The 17,792-nt window shown below is 42.4% G+C and carries 15 protein-coding genes; 10 read left to right on the top strand and 5 right to left on the bottom strand.

What is annotated here, in order from left to right; all coding sequences use genetic code 11:
- The first annotated feature begins 248 nt into the window (after positions 1-248).
- Positions 249-1,346, top strand: coding sequence for a nucleotidyltransferase domain-containing protein (locus NOS7524_RS26085; RefSeq protein ID WP_015141477.1), 1,098 nt, complete (start codon positions 249-251; stop codon positions 1,344-1,346).
- A gap of 48 nt (positions 1,347-1,394) precedes the next feature.
- Here NOS7524_RS26085 and NOS7524_RS26090 read toward each other — a convergent pair whose 3' ends face one another.
- Both NOS7524_RS26090 and bchI read right to left on the bottom strand, forming a co-directional pair.
- Positions 1,395-1,691 carry a hypothetical protein gene (locus NOS7524_RS26090; protein WP_015141478.1) on the bottom strand — a complete coding sequence of 99 codons (297 nt, stop codon included), beginning with the start codon at positions 1,689-1,691 and terminating at the stop codon, positions 1,395-1,397.
- A 78-nt stretch (positions 1,692-1,769) separates the two neighbouring features.
- Positions 1,770-2,894, bottom strand: a complete 1,125-nt coding sequence (gene bchI, locus NOS7524_RS26095) for a magnesium chelatase ATPase subunit I (protein WP_015141479.1) — start codon at positions 2,892-2,894, stop codon at positions 1,770-1,772.
- A gap of 677 nt (positions 2,895-3,571) precedes the next feature.
- Here bchI and NOS7524_RS26100 point away from each other — a divergent pair.
- The 6 genes from NOS7524_RS26100 to NOS7524_RS26125 all read left to right on the top strand — a co-directional run bounded on the left by NOS7524_RS26100 (position 3,572) and on the right by NOS7524_RS26125 (position 9,123).
- Positions 3,572-3,895, top strand: a complete 324-nt coding sequence (locus tag NOS7524_RS26100; protein ID WP_015141480.1) for a hypothetical protein — start codon at positions 3,572-3,574, stop codon at positions 3,893-3,895.
- Between the two features lie 536 nt (positions 3,896-4,431).
- On the top strand, positions 4,432-5,961 hold the full coding sequence (psbB, locus tag NOS7524_RS26105) for a photosystem II chlorophyll-binding protein CP47 (RefSeq protein WP_015141481.1): 1,530 nt from the start codon (positions 4,432-4,434) through the stop codon (positions 5,959-5,961).
- Between the two features lie 111 nt (positions 5,962-6,072).
- Positions 6,073-6,180 carry a photosystem II reaction center protein T gene (locus tag NOS7524_RS26110; protein ID WP_015141482.1) on the top strand — a complete coding sequence of 36 codons (108 nt, stop codon included), beginning with the start codon at positions 6,073-6,075 and terminating at the stop codon, positions 6,178-6,180.
- Positions 6,181-6,568: 388 nt separating this feature from the next.
- Complete coding sequence (locus NOS7524_RS26115; RefSeq protein WP_015141483.1) at positions 6,569-7,603, top strand: 30S ribosomal protein S1; 1,035 nt, start codon at positions 6,569-6,571, stop codon at positions 7,601-7,603.
- Between the two features lie 94 nt (positions 7,604-7,697).
- Positions 7,698-8,435: an HAD family hydrolase gene (locus tag NOS7524_RS26120; RefSeq protein ID WP_041555971.1), complete on the top strand. Its 738-nt coding sequence runs from the start codon at positions 7,698-7,700 to the stop codon at positions 8,433-8,435.
- Between the two features lie 106 nt (positions 8,436-8,541).
- Positions 8,542-9,123, top strand: coding sequence for a Uma2 family endonuclease (locus NOS7524_RS26125; protein WP_015141485.1), 582 nt, complete (start codon positions 8,542-8,544; stop codon positions 9,121-9,123).
- Positions 9,124-9,579: 456 nt separating this feature from the next.
- Here the strand turns inward: NOS7524_RS26125 and NOS7524_RS26130 are convergent, their stop codons facing one another.
- Entirely contained in the window at positions 9,580-10,908 is a 1,329-nt protein-coding gene (locus tag NOS7524_RS26130) for an alkaline phosphatase PhoX (RefSeq protein ID WP_015141486.1), read from the bottom strand.
- A gap of 530 nt (positions 10,909-11,438) precedes the next feature.
- Between NOS7524_RS26130 and NOS7524_RS26135 the strand changes: the two genes are divergently transcribed.
- A complete protein-coding gene (locus NOS7524_RS26135; RefSeq protein WP_235622380.1) occupies positions 11,439-12,092 on the top strand; it encodes a PEP-CTERM sorting domain-containing protein in 654 nt (217 codons plus the stop codon).
- Between the two features lie 236 nt (positions 12,093-12,328).
- Here NOS7524_RS26135 and NOS7524_RS26140 read toward each other — a convergent pair whose 3' ends face one another.
- Entirely contained in the window at positions 12,329-13,378 is a 1,050-nt protein-coding gene (locus NOS7524_RS26140; protein ID WP_015141488.1) for a YheT family hydrolase, read from the bottom strand.
- A 155-nt stretch (positions 13,379-13,533) separates the two neighbouring features.
- Between NOS7524_RS26140 and NOS7524_RS26145 the strand changes: the two genes are divergently transcribed.
- Entirely contained in the window at positions 13,534-14,277 is a 744-nt protein-coding gene (locus NOS7524_RS26145; RefSeq protein WP_015141489.1) for a response regulator transcription factor, read from the top strand.
- Between the two features lie 351 nt (positions 14,278-14,628).
- Here NOS7524_RS26145 and chlP read toward each other — a convergent pair whose 3' ends face one another.
- Positions 14,629-15,849: a geranylgeranyl reductase gene (chlP, locus tag NOS7524_RS26150; RefSeq protein ID WP_015141490.1), complete on the bottom strand. Its 1,221-nt coding sequence runs from the start codon at positions 15,847-15,849 to the stop codon at positions 14,629-14,631.
- A 347-nt stretch (positions 15,850-16,196) separates the two neighbouring features.
- On the opposite strand from chlP, the gene NOS7524_RS26155 reads away from it, so the two are divergent.
- Positions 16,197-17,213: a sulfate/molybdate ABC transporter ATP-binding protein gene (locus tag NOS7524_RS26155; protein ID WP_015141491.1), complete on the top strand. Its 1,017-nt coding sequence runs from the start codon at positions 16,197-16,199 to the stop codon at positions 17,211-17,213.
- Positions 17,214-17,792 lie beyond the last annotated feature (579 nt).

A 17,792-nucleotide genomic window follows, 5' to 3' on the forward strand; every position in this document is an offset into this window, starting at 1 on the left:
GATGTAGTTAATAGCGACACAGAACAGCACCAACAAATCTGAGCAATGTATCTCTTTGCTCAGATTTTCCCTTTATAGTATATTAATCTGCTTTGATTTGTGAATCACTCATAGAGATAGGGAACAGGTGACAGGTGACAGGTGACAGGTGACAGGCAACAGGGAACAGGGCAGAAAGAATAAATATGTACTGAGTTTTGTATGCGCCAGCGCAGGCTACGCCAACAAAAATCAAATAGGAATCCTATATGAAAAGAATAGAAGTTGAGAAAAGAACTATTTTAATTGGTTTAGCAGGTAGCCACGGCTATGGGCTAAATCGTCCTGATTCTGATTTTGATTTTCGAGGTGTGTTTATTGCGCCTAAAAGATATTATTTAGGATTTGACCGTATTGAACAAAAGGATAATGGTTGGGATGAACCTGGTATTTTTCCTTTTATTGATGGCAATAAAGACACAGTTATCTATGAATTAAAGAAAGTTCTCCAATTATTGGCAGGTGCTAATCCTAACGTTTTAGAATTGTTGTGGTTGCCTAATTACCCTGTTTTAACTTCAGTCGGGCAGCATTTAATTAAGCACAGAAAATTATTTTTGAGTAAGAAAGTTAAACATACTTACTCTGGCTATGCTTTTGCTCAAATCAAAAAGATGGAAACTCATCGTAAGTGGTTATTAAATCCACCGCAAAAGAAACCACTACCATCTGATTTTGGGATGGAAAATGAAGAGCCTTTGATTAAAGATGAATTAAATGCTTTTTTAGAGTATCTTTATATTTTAATTAGAGGACGAATTGAATTTTTAGAAGAAGCCGAGCAATTATATAAATTACTTACGTCTGATATTGATTTTAAAGGTGTGCTAAAACAATACACTTTACCTGATGAGGCTTTGGAGTACACCCAAAATTTAACTAATAGCCGCAAGGATTTCATTCGTCTATTACAGAGAAGCCAAAACTACCAAATCGCCTTAAGAGAATGGAAGGCTTATATATCATGGCAAGAAAACAGAAATCCGGCTAGGGCGGAAATGGAAAGAAAGTCAGGTTTTGACTTAAAGCATGGGATGCACTGCATTAGACTACTACGCAGTGGATTGGAAATATTGCAGACAGGAAAAGTAATTGTAGATAGGAGAATAGCGGGGGATGTTGAGGATTTAAAAGCTATTCTTAAGGGTGAGTATGCTTATGAGCAGGTAATGCAAATGGCAGATGATTTAGTTGCTCAAATGGAATCTGTTTATGAACAATCAACTTTGCCTTATCAACCAGATTTAGAGCAAATTAATGATTTGTGTATGGAATTAGTGGAAATGCGGGGGTGGAGTCAATTGTGATTAGTGTAAGCTGCTACTATTGACTATGGACTTGGGACTATTGACTCATTAAAGAGTTTTGATGAGGTCGGCAAAACCGTAGAAGCTGATGAGGAGCAATAATATTGCTGTGAGTTGGGTGAGTCTGGTTTGGGGTGAGGGCGCGATCGCTTCTCGCACTAAAATAGAAATGGCTGCACCAATTACCAAGCTTAAGCCCAATACTAAATAGGGTCTATCTGGTACAATTATTGCCACAGCTAACATCGCGATCGCTAGCATCAACATCACTAACTCTACAAACCTAGGCGGATTGTATTGGCTAGCTAAAATAAAGCTGTTTAACCAAAATTGCCAAAATCTCATCAACGGTGCTGAGTTATGTGTGTTGGGTTATGAGTTATCAGTGAACAGTTATTCATTATTACTGTTCACTGATGATTACTACCGGACACCTGTCTTCATTTGGCCTACGCCGTTTTTCTGAGAGGAATCATCTTCTGCTAGTTCTACACCGAAAACACGGGCAAAAGCTTTTTCGACTTTGTAACCAGAATCAATTGATTCTAGAGGGTCTTTTCGCAAGCGATGACGCAGACATAAAGTAATTACACGACGGATATCATCTACTGTTACTTCTGTGCGTCCTTCAAAAGCTGTTAAAGCTTTGGCGGCGCGGTTAGTAACAATATCACCACGTAAACCGTCTACATCCAATTCTGAACAAACTTCAGAAATTTTTACCCGTAAGTCATAATCAAGTTTGACTTCTGGTAACAGATTTTGCGCGTTGACAATTTTCTGTTGCAGTCCTTCTTGCTCAGTTTTGTACTTCTCTAGAAATGAAGGGGGATTTTGGTCGAATTCTGACCTTTGTTCCACAATTTGCACCCGCAAAGCTGGTTCTTTTACGGTGTGAATTTCGGCGTGCATCCCAAAGCGGTCGAGTAACTGTGGACGTAATTCACCTTCTTCTGGGTTTCCAGAACCTACCAAGACAAATCTTGCAGGGTGACGAATAGAAATACCTTCCCGTTCTACGGTGTTCCAGCCGCTAGCAGCTGAGTCAAGGAGTACGTCTACTAGGTGGTCATCTAACAAGTTGACCTCATCAACATAGAGGATACCCCGATTAGCTTTAGCCAGGAGTCCGGGTTCAAAAGCCTTCACACCTTCAGATAAAGCTTTTTCAATATCGATAGTGCCACATACCCGGTCTTCCGTAGCACCTAGAGGTAGGTCTACCATTTGCACTTTTTTCAGTTCTACGGGAATGTCTGCCCCTTGGTCAACCTTTTGGCGGACTTCATCGCTCATCAGGTCGGGGTCGCTGGGGTCACTACTGAAGGGATCATTGGCTACCACAGGGATTTCTGGCAATAGGTCAGCCAGCGCCCGGATAGTTGTGGATTTACCTGTGCCGCGATCGCCCATAATCATTACACCACCGATTTTGGGATCAATCACGTTCAACAGCAGCGCCAGTTTCATTTCTTCCTGGCCCACAATTGCCGTAAATGGGAATACCACGCGACGCGCACTTGCCGTGGATTGAGCAGTTGGAGTCACTAAATTACCTTAACAATATTTTTCTTATTACAGTTCTTTATTGTGCCACAGTTAGGGGTTTGGGGAAGCGAACAGATCGGCAGTAAATTTATGAGATGAGGTGAGAGACTAGAAGCTAAGGGCTAGAGAATAGAGATTTTTATACCTTCCTTGTGGGCTTTCAAGCCTGTGGGGGTTTAGCTGTCTTGAAGATAGAGGCTAGAAAAGAGAGACTTTCATAACTTAGTTGTCGGCTTTTCAGTCTGTGGGGATCTAACTTGCTTTTTCAGAGGAGTTTCTTTGCGTATTAGGTAACAATTTTTGATGCTGGTAGTGTTACTGAATTAAATTAAGTTTCTATTAATTAAAATCAATCAATCAATGTGCTATGAAAAATGCCGACCATCGTTGTCTTTAATCAAAATTTCAAACATTGAGTAAAATTGTCATAAGTTTACATCTACCAGGAAATGAAATTGGTTAATCTTCTGTATTAGCTACAATAATTAGTCTTGAAAATTTATAGTGGCGTTATTGTAGCTTTTACATACAATCACTACCAAAATCTAACCTAAGATAAATTGTCTTGTTGATATTTCAGGGTTCTCTTGTGGCATTAGGTCTACTCAGGAGTAATTAATCACTAAAACACTCCTAATTCACCAGATTAAAAGTTGCAATAGTGAGACTAAAAAACCGTGAAATATTTCTTTCTTGCTGAAGGATGGACTGTTGGCAGAGTGTGGGCATCTGATGGACTATGGCAGATAACCGCATGGCGACGACCACCAGATATTCAACGTTTGAATATTTGTTTAGTAGAAAAGCATGAATTGATGTGGCTTTACCGCATTGAAGATGCTGTATTAACAGTAGAAGTAAAGCCAAGCACCTCAGAATTTATCAATCAAACTATTGGTCAAGTAGTGCTAAAGCGGTTAATGACGGCTGAACAAGTAATTGAGCGCCTATGTACTGCTGAAGCTAAGTGTGAATTGCAAAACATTCAATCAGTGGTTTAGGGGAGTAGGGGAGCAGAGGGGCAGAGGGGCAGAGGGGCAGGGGGGCAGGGGAGGATGTAGCTTGCTTCCCGTAGGATGGGAGTGAGGGGAGACAAGGTAGACAAGGTAGAAGTTTTTACCCAGTCCCCAGTCCCCAGTCTCCAGTCCCCAATCCCCAATCTCCAATCTCCAGTCCCCAATATGTAAATATTTCTAAACATACGCAAAATATATTTTGACGGCGATTCGTGGCAAGATGAATCTTACAAACCTTGCGATCGCATCTATTTACACGCTTGCAAACAGTTCCATCAATAGTTACACTTTTTAAAACATTCTCATTTTTACTTAGCGATCGCTACCTCTTGGGATATTGTCTCCGAAGTGTGTCAGCATTGCTAAGAGAGCCACAATTAGCTGACAAAGCTTAACTGTGGCAAAGCTCAGGCTCTGGCAATAAAAAAATTTACAGAAGTCCGAGGTGAGGCTTCCAACCTTGGAACCTTAAGTAAGAAAATTGTTTTGTAAACATAACTCATCGAGGAGGAGCGTAGTCGATGGGACTACCCTGGTACCGAGTACACACAGTCGTTCTGAATGACCCAGGGCGGCTGATTTCTGTACACTTGATGCACACAGCCCTGGTGGCAGGCTGGGCTGGTTCGATGGCACTATACGAACTAGCTATTTATGATCCCAGCGACCCAGTTCTTAACCCCATGTGGCGGCAAGGGATGTTCGTGCTACCCTTCATGTCACGGTTAGGCGTTACCCAGTCTTGGGGCGGTTGGAGCGTTACTGGCGCACCAGCAGTTGACCCTGGTTTCTGGTCATTTGAAGGCGTTGCCGCAGCTCACATCGTTCTTTCTGGTTTATTGTTCTTAGCTGCCGTTTGGCACTGGGTTTACTGGGACTTGGAACTCTTCAGAGACCCTCGCACTGGCGAACCTGCTCTAGACTTGCCAAAAATGTTTGGCATTCACCTGTTTTTATCTGGTTTACTCTGTTTCGGCTTTGGTGCTTTCCACTTAACCGGTCTGTTTGGCCCTGGTATGTGGATTTCTGATCCCTTTGGTGTTACTGGTAGCGTCCAGCCAGTCGCCCCAGAATGGGGGCCAGCTGGGTTTAACCCATTTAACCCAGGTGGTGTAGTGGCTCACCACATCGCCGCCGGTGTTGTTGGTATTATTGCTGGTTTATTCCACCTCACAGTTAGACCCCCCGAACGGCTCTACAAAGCCCTGCGGATGGGTAACATTGAAACCGTACTATCTAGCAGTATTGCGGCGGTATTCTTTGCTGCCTTCGTTGTTGCTGGCACAATGTGGTACGGTAACGCTACCACCCCCATCGAACTGTTTGGCCCTACCCGTTACCAATGGGATCAAGGCTACTTCCACCAAGAAATTGAGCGTCGCGTACAATCTAGTCTTGCTCAAGGTGCAAGCCTTTCCGAAGCTTGGTCACAAATCCCTGAAAAACTGGCTTTCTACGATTATGTCGGCAATAGCCCCGCTAAAGGTGGTTTATTCCGTACAGGGCCAATGGTGAAGGGTGATGGTATTGCCCAATCTTGGCAAGGTCACGCCGTATTCACAGATGCTGAAGGTAGAGAACTAACTGTACGTCGTCTACCCAACTTCTTTGAAACCTTCCCAGTTATCTTGACTGATGCTGATGGTGTTGTCCGTGCTGACATCCCCTTCCGTCGGGCAGAATCCAAGTATAGCTTTGAGCAAACTGGTGTAACTGTTAGCTTCTACGGTGGCGATTTGGATGGTAAGACCTTTACAGATCCAGCCGATGTGAAGAAATATGCTCGTAAAGCTCAAGGTGGCGAAATATTTGAATTCGACCGCGAAACCTTAAACTCTGACGGTGTATTCCGCACCTCCCCCAGAGGTTGGTTCACCTTCGGACACGCTGTATTTGCTTTATTATTCTTCTTTGGTCATATCTGGCATGGCGCTCGGACAATCTACCGAGACGTATTTGCTGGTGTAGAAGCCGACCTAGAAGAACAAGTAGAGTGGGGTCTATTCCAGAAAGTGGGTGACAAGACAACCCGCCGGAAAGAAGCCCTCTAATTTTAGGGACTGGGGACTAGGGACTGGGGACTGGGAATTTTCCTCACCCCAATACCTCATCCCCAATTCCCAATACCTGAATTACTAACTGGATAATCAGGAGCTTTTGATATGGAAAGCGTTGCATACATTTTAATTTTGACCCTGGCAATTGGTGTTCTCTTCTTTGCGATCGCATTCCGCGAACCCCCTCGCATTCAGAAAAAAGAAGAAAAGTAGGTAGTTTATACCAAACATTTACACTCAGATAAAACTTATATCCGTTGTTTCTACTCTCAGGAACAACGGATATTTTCCGGGTTTGGTTTTTGGCTAATGTAGCTAAAAAATAGTATTGTTGTAAATGTTGGAAAAATTATCTAGTTAATCACTAACTAAAAGTTTTTCATGAGCAAGCGGGATATCATCCCTAAAAGCACAACTTTGTTAATAAATATTTCACAGATAGTTATGATATAATTCTCTATCTGGAAGTTGATATGTGTTAACACTAGCTTTTCTGCGCTAGGATTAAAAAATGTCGGTGTACACTACCATTTAGGCAGTTGCATACATATCGCTATTATGGCATAACCTTTACGGAGACTCGAACCAGGAACAAATCAGCATGGTCAATCAGAACTTAACCGCTACAGAAATAGGATTTACTCACGAAGATTTTGCCGCCCTACTTGATAAGTACGATTACCATTTCAGCCCCGGAGATATCGTACCAGGTACAGTTTTTAGTATAGAACCGCGTGGCGCTCTGATTGACATTGGTGCTAAAACAGCAGCATACATACCTATACAAGAAATGTCTATAAACCGGGTTGATGCCCCGGAAGAAGTTTTACAATCCAACGAAACCAGAGAATTTTTCATCCTGACTGATGAAAATGAAGATGGACAGCTAACTCTTTCCATCCGTCGTATTGAATATATGCGTGCTTGGGAGCGTGTAAGGCAGCTACAAGCGGAAGATGCTACCGTTCGCTCTGGTGTATTTGCTACCAACCGAGGTGGAGCATTAGTAAGAATTGAAGGATTGCGTGGCTTTATCCCCGGTTCTCATATCAGCACTCGTAAGCCTAAAGAAGAATTAGTTGGCGAAGAACTACCTTTAAAATTCCTAGAAGTAGATGAAGAACGTAACCGCCTAGTTCTATCCCACCGTCGGGCGTTAGTTGAGCGGAAGATGAACCGCTTAGAAGTAGGCGAAGTAGTAATTGGTACAGTTCGCGGCATCAAACCCTACGGTGCGTTTATTGATATTGGTGGTGTCAGTGGTTTGCTGCACATATCAGAAATTTCTCACGAGCATATTGATACACCCCACAGCGTATTCAATGTCAATGACGAAGTGAAAGTCATGATAATTGACTTGGATGCAGAAAGAGGTAGAATTTCTCTGTCTACCAAACAGTTAGAACCAGAACCCGGTGACATGATTAAAAACCGTGATTTGGTTTACGACAAAGCAGAAGAAATGGCTGCTAAGTATCGAGAACAAATGCTGGCTAAACAGCAAGGTATTACTTTACCAACAGAAGAAGCTCCAGTTGCAGTGGAGGAAGAAATTCCAGCAGCAACTGAAGCCGTAGCTGAGACTGAAGTTGAAGCAGTAACTGAAGAAGAAATCCCAGCAGCTATTGAAGAGTAAGACAGTTGCAGTTGGACTTATCTGTAATTAAAAGCATTAAAACATTTAAAGAGGGGTCTTCCCTCTTTTTTTATTTTTTATGGAGGTAAATGTTTTGGTAACTATTCAATGTAAGAATGTTGCTTTTAACAATATTCAGGCTATTTTCTTTGATAAGAATGGTACGTTAGAAGACTCAGAAATTTATTTGCGATCGCTAGGACAAAAAGCAGCTCGGTTAATAGATGCTCAAATTCCTGGTATTGGCGAACCATTGTTAATGGCATTTGGGATTAATGGCGATATCCTAGATCATGCTGGCTTAATCGCAGTAGCCAGCCGTCGAGAAACAGAAGTAGCCGCCGCCGCCTATATTGCTGAAACTGGTAGAGGATGGTTTGAATCTTTAAAAATCGCACGTCAAGCTTTAGATGAGGCAGAAAAATACGTTAACACAACTCCCGCGCCTTTATTTCCAGGAGTCTTAGCAGTTTTACAATCTCTTTCTGTAGCAGGAATTAAAGTTGGTATACTTTCCGCCGCCACAACAGCAGAAGTTCAAGACTTTGTAACACGATATCAACTAAGTGATTACATCCAAGCACAAATCGGTGTAGATGATGGACTAAGTAAACCAGATCCAGCCTTGTTTATACACGCTTGTGAGGTTTTGGGTGTAGAACCAAACTCTACATTAATGGTGGGTGATTCTGTAGGTGATATGCAAATGGCGCGAAATGCCAAAGCCGCAGGTTGTATTGGTATTACTTGGGTAGGTAAATCAGATAATGTCCAAGGTGCAGACGTGGTGATTAATCAGCTAGATGAAATACAAATTTTAGGAAATTGCTGAAGCCACTCCCAATGAAATAAGTCTCACCCCCAAGCTATGACACGGGTTTTTCCCCACTCCCCAATTAAGCTAAACTTGCCTTAAGACTCTTCATGGAGAACACCTGATGCTATCAGTTAAACATCGCTTTCAAAGCTTTGAAGAATACTTATCCTATGATGATGGCACCGATAAACTCTATGAATTGTTTAATGGAGAATTAATCGAAATGCCCCCAGAATCAGGAATTAATGTTCAGATTGCAAATCGTCTTTTTCTCATTTTTGCATTGCTCATTGGGATTGATCGAGTACGGGGGCATGGTTTAGAACTGGAAGTCAGAGGAGAACCGAGAAACCGTTACCCTGATCTGACAATTATTCGAGAAGAGCATATTCAACAGTTAGCGCAGCGTAATACTATTCGCTTATCGATGCTACCTCCTCTACTGGTGATTGAAGTAGTGAGTCCTGGGGAATTACAACGGCATAGAGATTTTATTGCCAAGCGTTTACAGTATCAAGATTGCGGCATTCCTGAATATTGGATTGTTGATCCAGAAGCGAAAACCGTCTTAGTTTTAGAATTAACTGCCAACACTTACACGGAAATTGGTAAATTTGCAGGTGATGATTTAGTTGTCTCTCCACAATTCACTCAGCTAAACCTGCAAGTTTCGCAAATTTTCGATGCAGTAGAAAAACATTAAATTTAATATACACATTATTGCTTATATGTCAAGTTAAAAGTAAATAGCAAGACTTTCCCCATTGGCAAAAACTCATGTAAAACACAGAAACAACATTAACTCCAAAAGGTTATCAAAGTGAAGTGATTTTGGCAGAAGATGGGGCTATTACACCTTTGGAGTTTCCTGATTTGCGGATTGTGGTTTTAGAGATGTTACCACCAGTAATTGGGGATTAATAGCAAGCGATCGCCTGATATCAATTCACGACAATGCTAATATGTATAATTCTCCAGAGGATTTTGTATCGTCGTTTTATATTTTTAACTAAAAGCCCTCAACCAATTTTGGTTGAGGGTACAATTTTTCTTGTAAATATCTTGCTACCTTCCATAAACAGAAGGGGTGAGGAATAAATTTTTTGACCTCTTAATTTAAGCTACAAGATGTCTTAACCTTTAGCCCTAGGAGTTGATTCTAGGCTCTCTTGGCATTCCAAGGACCCCAAATTGCCAAAGTAACACCACTATAGATATTGACAAACATGGTTTGACCATCAGGAGAGAAGCAAGCTCCTGCAAACTCACTTCTACCATTACCAAAGGCATTACGGGCAAACTCATAAAGTTCTCCTTGAGGAGTTACGCCTATCAAGCGTTGCCTTTCGGTGCTACTACCACTAATTCCTTTATCTTCGCAAAGAATGAGATCACCAAAAGGTGCCACAACTATGTTGTCGGGCGCACGGAGAGCATCTGCACTTGGAGACTGTACAAACAACTCAAGTGTCTCAGTAGCAGGAGTGTAACGGAAGACTTGACCAAGCCCGCCAGGACCACCACTCGTACAACAGAAGTAAAAGTCACCTCTGCCATCGTACCAAATACCTTCCCCACGGGCAAATGTGGCTGCACCTGCATTACGTCCCTCTTCCCGGACAGTATCTGTAGCTGGATCGGGATTCTCAATGTCTACCCAATCTACACTCCATTTTTGTCCTACTGTTAAATCACTACCACCAGTATTCACACTAATGGTACCTATTCTCAGAGCTTGGAGGCTACCACCTTCTGCTAACTTGCCAGGTACATTGGGAATAAAGCGGTAGAAGCAGCCATTTCCACGATCTTCAGTTTGGTAAACAATGCCAGTTACAGGGTCTACAGCTACAGCTTCGTGGTTAAACCGTCCCATATCCTTGAGAGGTACTGGATCTACAGGTCCGTTAGCATTAGCTGGAACCTCAAAATTATAACCGTGGAATTGTGTAGAACCATCAGAACCATCCGGTACGCTTGTATTCTCTTCACAAGTAATCCATGAACCCCAAGGAGTTGGACCACCTGCACAGTTACGGATGGTACCACCGAGAGAGGCGAACTGTTTGATTAGCTCACGATTGCGTCCCACAACCATAGTTGTAGTACCACCTCTGCTAACGGGATCGTAACGATTCGGAACTATAATTTGTGTACTAGAAGTGTTGGTCAGTTCGTGGTTACAAACCAGGATAGTTGTACCTCTAGGTCCTGGGAAGGCCGCCATACCATCGTAATTACCAGGCGCTGGATTGCCATCAGCCATGATATTACCCACGAGAGATATCACTCGATACTGAAATCCCTCTGGTAAGTCTAAAAACTTAGTAGGATTAGGATCTGGTATTAGTGGCCCGTATCCTGTAGTAGTACGTGTTACTTGACCAAAAGCTGCTCTAGCAAGAAGACCTTCTAAGGGAGAAGCTGCTAAAGTACCGGCGGCAGTTGCACCTGCTAATGTAAAGAATTTACGTCTTGAGAATGCCATAAAGATATTTTTGGTTACACATAAATGCCAGTTAAAAAATAATTTCTTCTCATTAAGAGAAGGTAATGATTGATTTAATGACAAGTTAGCAAATAGAAATTTTGGTGCTAATACCTAAAATGATTATTTAAAAAAGACTAATTATCTTAATTCAATAAAATCCTCTTTATCACTTTATGAGTGATATTAAAAATAGGTAAAGAAAAGTTTAAATAAACATAAAACTTGCTATAAAGTTATTAGGAATTTTATGTATGTTTTTTAGAAAAATTTAAAATCAACTATGTGAGTCGATTAAATCTAATGGTAGAATTCCCGCAAAGGTAATTTAGAGATTGATTAGTTCAAACAAGACCAATTGCTATTACAAAATTACAGAAATCAGTATCTGTTTACCATGAAAATAGCCTGTAAATATAGGCTTTGCTGATTTCTGTGTGTCTAGTTAGGTAGATTAATTCAATTTCTCTAGTTAGCCTTTTGCATGAACAATCAGCTTTTTGTTGTCAATCATGCACAAAAAGTTGATCATGAAAACACCATCAGAATTTACTGCTATTATCAAGAAAATGAAAAACATTTGTAACCAATTCACAGCTAAAGTAGCCGTTTTTGCTGTTACTTCAATGGCTACTTTAATCAATGTTTCTAGTGCTAATGCAGCTTCCTTTGAGCTTAACTGGACAGGAAATAACGGTTATTCTGCTCAAGGGAAATTCAGTTTTGACGATAGTTTGCTAGGAAGTGTCGTAACAAAAGATAATCTAGATAAATTCTCAATTTCCTTCTTCAACCCAACAGGAAACTTGTTAAGAACTTTCGATTATAGTTTTCCTAATCCAAGTTCTAGCTTCAATTTCAACTTCAATCCAGCTACAAATACTGTTCTGCAAACAGGTAATTTTGATACACCGACTGGATTTGACCTAGGGGATGACTTCAATACAAGTTTAACAGGTCCCTTTTTCTATACTTTCGCAGATCCTACCCAAGGCTTGGATGTAACCACAATTTACTTGAATGATGGACTTTCTACAGAAGTGTGCATCGCAAATGGAAATTGTGGCTATGATTTTGGTGGCCGGTTGACAGCAACTAAAGTTCCTGAGCCTGGAGTGATTTTAGGTTTCTTGGGTGTTGCTGCTTTGGGCGGATTCTTAAAGAAAAAGCCAGCATCTGCCTAGACAGTAAACCTGAATAGTCGAAGCTAGCCTGATTAGAACTTTATACAGACTATTCTATAAACAAAGCCTGCAAAAGCAGGCTTTGTTTATCATCCACAACTTCAATTGTGTCTAAGTAAGTCGGTGCAATAAAACCAAACTATGTGAAGAAAAGTAAATAAGGCTCAAACTCTTTCTCCCCCTGCTCCCTGCCCCCTGCCCCCTGCCTTATTCCAACAATAATTATTTACGCCGACCTACTTACACAGCCACTGTAAAACCCGATTCCAAGCCCACCACGGATCAGGATCTTGTGCTTGCTGCTGACCCTGTTTACTACTCATATAGCCCATGTGACCACCATAACGAGTCAGAATCAAATCAAGCAGAGGATTGTCAGCACAAGCGGCTTGTAAATCAGGTATGATTGCCGGATCAAAAAATGGGTCATCAGCAGCGTAGATAATTAATGTGGGTTTTGATATCTCTGGTAACAGTTGTAAAGCACTGCTGGCTTTATAGTATTCTTCTACCGAGGAAAAACCAAGTTGGGGAATAACCAGTTCCTGATCAAAACCCCAGATGCTGTTTGCTCGTTTAATGGCTTCAGGATCGAGGCTACCGGGGTGATGATCGTGGATTCGCCAAGCTAGGCTTTTCAAATTTTTGGTGATCGCTGCTTCAAAGTATCTACCAACAGGATAACTAACTAGATAACTGAGCGATCGCACCGAATCTAAGTTAGGACACAACACTGTACCCCCAGCAATATCGATGTATGTCAGACCAAAATATTCCTGCTCCTTGGTCAAATCAGCCGCCTTTTTCAGTCCCCACAGTGCCAATTGTCCTCCTAGGGAATACCCTGTAAACCAGAATGGCTTAGGACATCCCATTGCTGCGGCCGCTGCCGCAATCCGAACAAAATCTTCCCCCTCAAACAAACCATCAGATGTCAAAGTAGGAGATAATTCTGCTGTTTTACCATGACCCCGCCAATCAAACAATACCACCGCAAATCCTTGGGCATATGCTTTAGCTCCCAATAATCGCATCAACCATTCATTCTCTAATTCGCCTGTAATCCCATAGGTACCGACAATCGTGCTTTGAGCATTTTTCGGGATAGCAATCCAAGTATGAATCGGTACGTCTTGCCCACCCAGCAACACGGTTTTTTGATAAGGTGGCTCTGGATGAGAAATTGTGTTTTGCCAATAACGTTTTCCCCATAACGCGGTGGAAACTGTAGCGATCGCACCATTTCGTAAAAACCAAGCTGGTTTGTAGGGAGCGTGACACATCATCTGGAAAATTTCGGTTAAGTTAGTCCTGATTTGGTAATTCTAATAGTTTTAAGGTTTATGTAAGATTTAAAATCTTTTTTATAATCAAGACAGAAATCTTTGTATCTACCAAAGGTTCTTATTTATCCTTAATAAGTAGTAATAATTTTTTAAGAATGCCGAGGATTCTTGTCATAGACGATGACCCAGCGATTTCAGAACTCGTTGCTGTCAACCTAGAAATGGCTGGCTACGATGTCAGTCAAGCCGAAGATGGAATTAAAGGTCAAGCCCTAGCTCTCCAGCTACAACCAGACTTAATCATGCTTGATCTGATGTTGCCCAGAGTCGATGGATTTACAGTTTGCCAGCGTTTGCGCCGCGATGAACGCACGGCCGAGATACCTGTTTTGATGCTGACTGCCCTCAGTCAAACTCAGGATAAGGTAGAAGGCTTTAATGCTGGCGCAGACGACTATCTGACCAAACCCTTTGAGGTGGAAGAAATGTTGGCACGCGTGCGGGCATTATTGCGACGCACTGATCGCATTCCCCAAGCCGCAAAGCACAGTGAGATTTTGAACTATGGGCCTTTAACTCTAGTTCCAGAGCGATTTGAGGCTATATGGTTCCATCAAACGGTGAAACTCACCCACTTGGAATTTGAACTCCTCCATTGTCTGCTGCAACGTCATGGACAAACCGTTTCCCCCAGCGAAATCTTGAGGGAAGTTTGGGGCTATGATCCAGATGATGATATCGAAACAATTCGAGTCCATATCCGGCATCTAAGAACCAAACTAGAACCAGATCCCCGCCATCCCCGCTATATCAAGACTGTCTACGGTGCGGGATACTGCTTAGAGTTACCCAGCGTTCCACCATCTGGTGAAGGTGCTGCCACCTCAGTAGTTGAATGACATCTGGCGACATTCCCTAAACTGAGAACTGGATTTCATGAGTTGGTAAGGTCATGTGTCACACTGAGGAAGACATAGTTTGCAAGGTAGGGTAAGATCACGGGAGATTCTACTCTTCAAGAAATCGCGCTATGCGTGTCTCAATGTCGCTTCGCTAAGTACCCTACAGGGAAGCTTTGCCCGCAGCATGACACATACATCGCTACGAATTAACGCTAAACCTTACTAAAATTAAATGGCACTCCCTGCTGGCATAATCTAGGGAGTGCCATTTGACAGTTAAAATTTTTTAGTGCTGAGTTTTGAGTGAATATTCCCTTACTCAGCACTCTGCACCTAGTTTCGTTAAGATTAAGGTGCTAAAGCATTACCACGAATCAAGCTGCCAATTGTCTTGGCAGTAATTTTTAATTGGGTAATGGGGTTAGCTGGGACGACTGTTTTGTACAAATAGCTATCAAAGGTGAGCTTCTGCACATCCAAGTCAGCGCACATCTCTACAAATGCCTCACGGGTTGCATCGGAACGATAGAAGACTGTTTGGAGAATGTCTAGGACTTTGTAAGTGAGTCCATATTTTTTATCCCAACGCTTGAGATAGAGCTTAATTTCGTTTTCTGTAGGAATGCGACTACCATTTTGGGAAACTTCCACAATGGTTTCTGCACACATCCGTCCAGATTTAGCAGCAAAGTAAATACCCTCACCAGAAGACTTGGTAACGTAGCCAGCTGCATCTCCTACTAAGGCGATCCGACCAACCACACGACGTGGGCGGGGATGTTCAGGAATGGGGTGAGCTTCTACTTTGATGATTTTACCGCCTTCTAGTTTTTTGGCAGCACGGGCGCGGATGCCTGCCTGTAACTGTTTGATACTGGCTTTATTGACGTGCATTGTGCCAGTACCGACAGCTACGTGGTCATATTTGGGGAAAACCCAGGCGTAAAAGTCTGTAGAAACATCATTACCGACATACATTTCGGCTAGGTCGTTGTAGTAGCCCATTTTATCTTGGGGTAGGCGAATCCGCTCTTGGAAAGCGATCGCATAGTTATAATCCCCAGCATCCATTTCCTTGGCAATGCGGGAGTTAGCGCCATCTGCCCCAATAATTAAATCTACTTTGAGGGTCTTGGTAACGCCTTGTAAACCGCCTTCACTATGATCAACATAGTGAATAGTATATGGATCGGTGTTATTTGATGGTATATCTACTTTATGAACGGTGGCATTAATTAAATTTGCGCCGAGTTTAGCCGCCCGATTCCGCAAGAAGCCATCTAGCACTTCGCGGCGGCACATTCCTATATATTCTTCTTGTTTTATTAGATTGATATCAACCTCACGATTGGAAGGTGAAATCATTTTCATCTTCCGCACCTGGCGATCGATAATCTCTGGTGGTAAGTCAAACTCACTAACCATACACAGGGGTATAGCACCCCCGCAGGGCTTGGCGTTATCTAGCTTCCGCTCGAATAGGTAGGTTTCAATCCCAGCCTTTGCCAGTGTTTCAGCAGCAGAGGAACCAGCTGGGCCTGACCCAACAACAGCAACCCGTAGTGTCACAAGGTCTTCTCCCAATCTTCACATTTACCGTTTACCGAAAGCATCGTACCACGGTCTTTTGGCTGATTTCGCGCTCTTGCTTCTGGTTTTGACAGAAATGCAACATTCCTTAATATTTTGATACAAAAACTAATTGGTGATAGGTGATAGGTGACAGGGGAGAGGGGAGAGGGGAGAGGTGACAGGTGACAGGTGACAGGGGAGAGGGGAGAGGAACTAATGAGCATTGACTATTAACTATTGATTTTTAATATTTATTTAATCCAAGCACAGCTAGGTATGGTATAAATAAAATACGGTAATCCTAGCAACGTGCCGGATTTAGAGTTTGCAGAGGTAAAGCATCTGTGGGCATAGTAGTTGAAAATGTATCCAAGCAGTTCGGAAGTTTTAAAGCTGTTGATCAGGTCAGCTTAGAAATCGCCAGTGGTTCATTAGTGGCTTTATTGGGTCCATCGGGATCTGGTAAGTCTACCTTATTGCGTTTAATTGCTGGTTTGGAAATGCCAGATAGTGGCAAAATCTTACTGACGGGTAAGGATGCAACAAATCAAAGTGTACAAGAACGAAACATTGGGTTTGTGTTTCAACACTATGCCCTGTTTAAGCATCTCACGGTACGGCAAAATATTGCTTTTGGTTTAGAAATTCGCAAGACACCAGCTAAAAAAGTTAAAGGTCGAGTAGAACAATTATTAGAATTGGTGCAATTGAGTGGATTAGGCGATCGCTATCCCTCACAACTGTCTGGTGGACAAAGACAGCGTGTAGCTTTAGCCAGAGCCTTAGCAGTAGAACCCAGTGTATTACTACTAGATGAACCCTTTGGGGCGCTGGATGCCAAAGTCCGCAAAGATTTACGTGCTTGGTTGCGTCGTCTTCATGATGAAGTTCATGTGACTACCGTTTTTGTTACCCACGATCAAGAAGAAGCAATGGAAGTCTCTGATGAAGTCGTGGTGATGAATCAAGGACAGGTGGAGCAAGTGGGAACACCAGCAGAAATTTATGATAATCCGGCGACTGCTTTTGTTATGAGTTTCATCGGCCCGGTGAATGTCTTACCTAGCACTTCTAAGATTTTCCAAAGTTCTGGATTTGATTCACCACACCCAGAGGTGTTTTTACGACCCCAGGATGTGATTATTGAAAATCAAGCCAATGGTACTACTGCACCTGCGACAGTCAGCCGATTGATACACTTGGGTTGGGAGATTCAGGTAGAGTTAACCTTAGATGATGGGCAAGTTGTGACTGCTCATTTAACGCGCGATCGCTTCAATGAGTTACAACTGGAAGCACAGCAAAAAGTATATGTAAAACCCAAGGATGCCAAATCCTTCCCGTTATACTATTCCATCTAAATGGCTTGTACATCTGGTTGTAGAAACTAGCAACCTGAATATCAACCTCAAAACCCCGGTTTTTCTCAAGAAATCGGGGTTGTTCTATTCAATATTGCTCATATTCGCTATTTTTGGTTCTGAAATGCCCCCTACTCCTGTACTGTCTATTTTTTGTATCAATCTCAACATGGAGGTGTATCGGGGACTGCCAGAGAATAAATTAGCCATTTTTTTATCAAGAAAGGCAGAGGGCAGAGGGCAGGAGGCAGAAGGAATACTGGCCTCTGTCCTCTGCCGCGACCATTCCCCGAAGGGGTTCCCGCAGGGTAGGGAGCAAGGGTTTAAGACCCCCACCAAATTTTCAATTTGGTGGCTCTTGTTTAGGAGGGGTCGGAATCCCCTTCTAAACAAAACCTTCTGCCCTCTGCCTCCTGCCTCCTGCCTTCTTCAATAGAAGTACCTGAGCGCCCCTTCTGCGAAATTGTACTGAATACCCCTACATACGAATTTCCCGGCTTGAGAGATGCTGAAAGGATAGCATTACAATATCTATACTGAAAATTTGTTATTTGCTTATATAATTACATTTTTGTATAG

The sequence above is a fragment of the Nostoc sp. PCC 7524 genome, assembly GCF_000316645.1.
Classification (GTDB): domain Bacteria; phylum Cyanobacteriota; class Cyanobacteriia; order Cyanobacteriales; family Nostocaceae; genus Trichormus.

Bases quoted from the DNA above. Each gene is read 5' to 3' on its own strand.
- NOS7524_RS26090 (WP_015141478.1), bottom strand. From the start codon at position 1,691: ATGAGATTTTGGCAATTTTGGTTAAACAGCTTTATTTTAGCTAGCCAA.
- NOS7524_RS26140 (WP_015141488.1), bottom strand. From the start codon at position 13,378: ATGATGTGTCACGCTCCCTACAAACCAGCTTGGTTTTTACGAAATGGT.
- NOS7524_RS26125 (WP_015141485.1), top strand. From the start codon at position 8,542: ATGCTATCAGTTAAACATCGCTTTCAAAGCTTTGAAGAATACTTATCC.
- NOS7524_RS26110 (WP_015141482.1), top strand. From the start codon at position 6,073: ATGGAAAGCGTTGCATACATTTTAATTTTGACCCTGGCAATTGGTGTT.
- psbB (WP_015141481.1), top strand. From the start codon at position 4,432: ATGGGACTACCCTGGTACCGAGTACACACAGTCGTTCTGAATGACCCA.
- NOS7524_RS26130 (WP_015141486.1), bottom strand. From the start codon at position 10,908: ATGGCATTCTCAAGACGTAAATTCTTTACATTAGCAGGTGCAACTGCC.
- NOS7524_RS26085 (WP_015141477.1), top strand. From the start codon at position 249: ATGAAAAGAATAGAAGTTGAGAAAAGAACTATTTTAATTGGTTTAGCA.
- NOS7524_RS26145 (WP_015141489.1), top strand. From the start codon at position 13,534: ATGCCGAGGATTCTTGTCATAGACGATGACCCAGCGATTTCAGAACTC.
- NOS7524_RS26135 (WP_235622380.1), top strand. From the start codon at position 11,439: ATGAAAACACCATCAGAATTTACTGCTATTATCAAGAAAATGAAAAAC.
- NOS7524_RS26115 (WP_015141483.1), top strand. From the start codon at position 6,569: ATGGTCAATCAGAACTTAACCGCTACAGAAATAGGATTTACTCACGAA.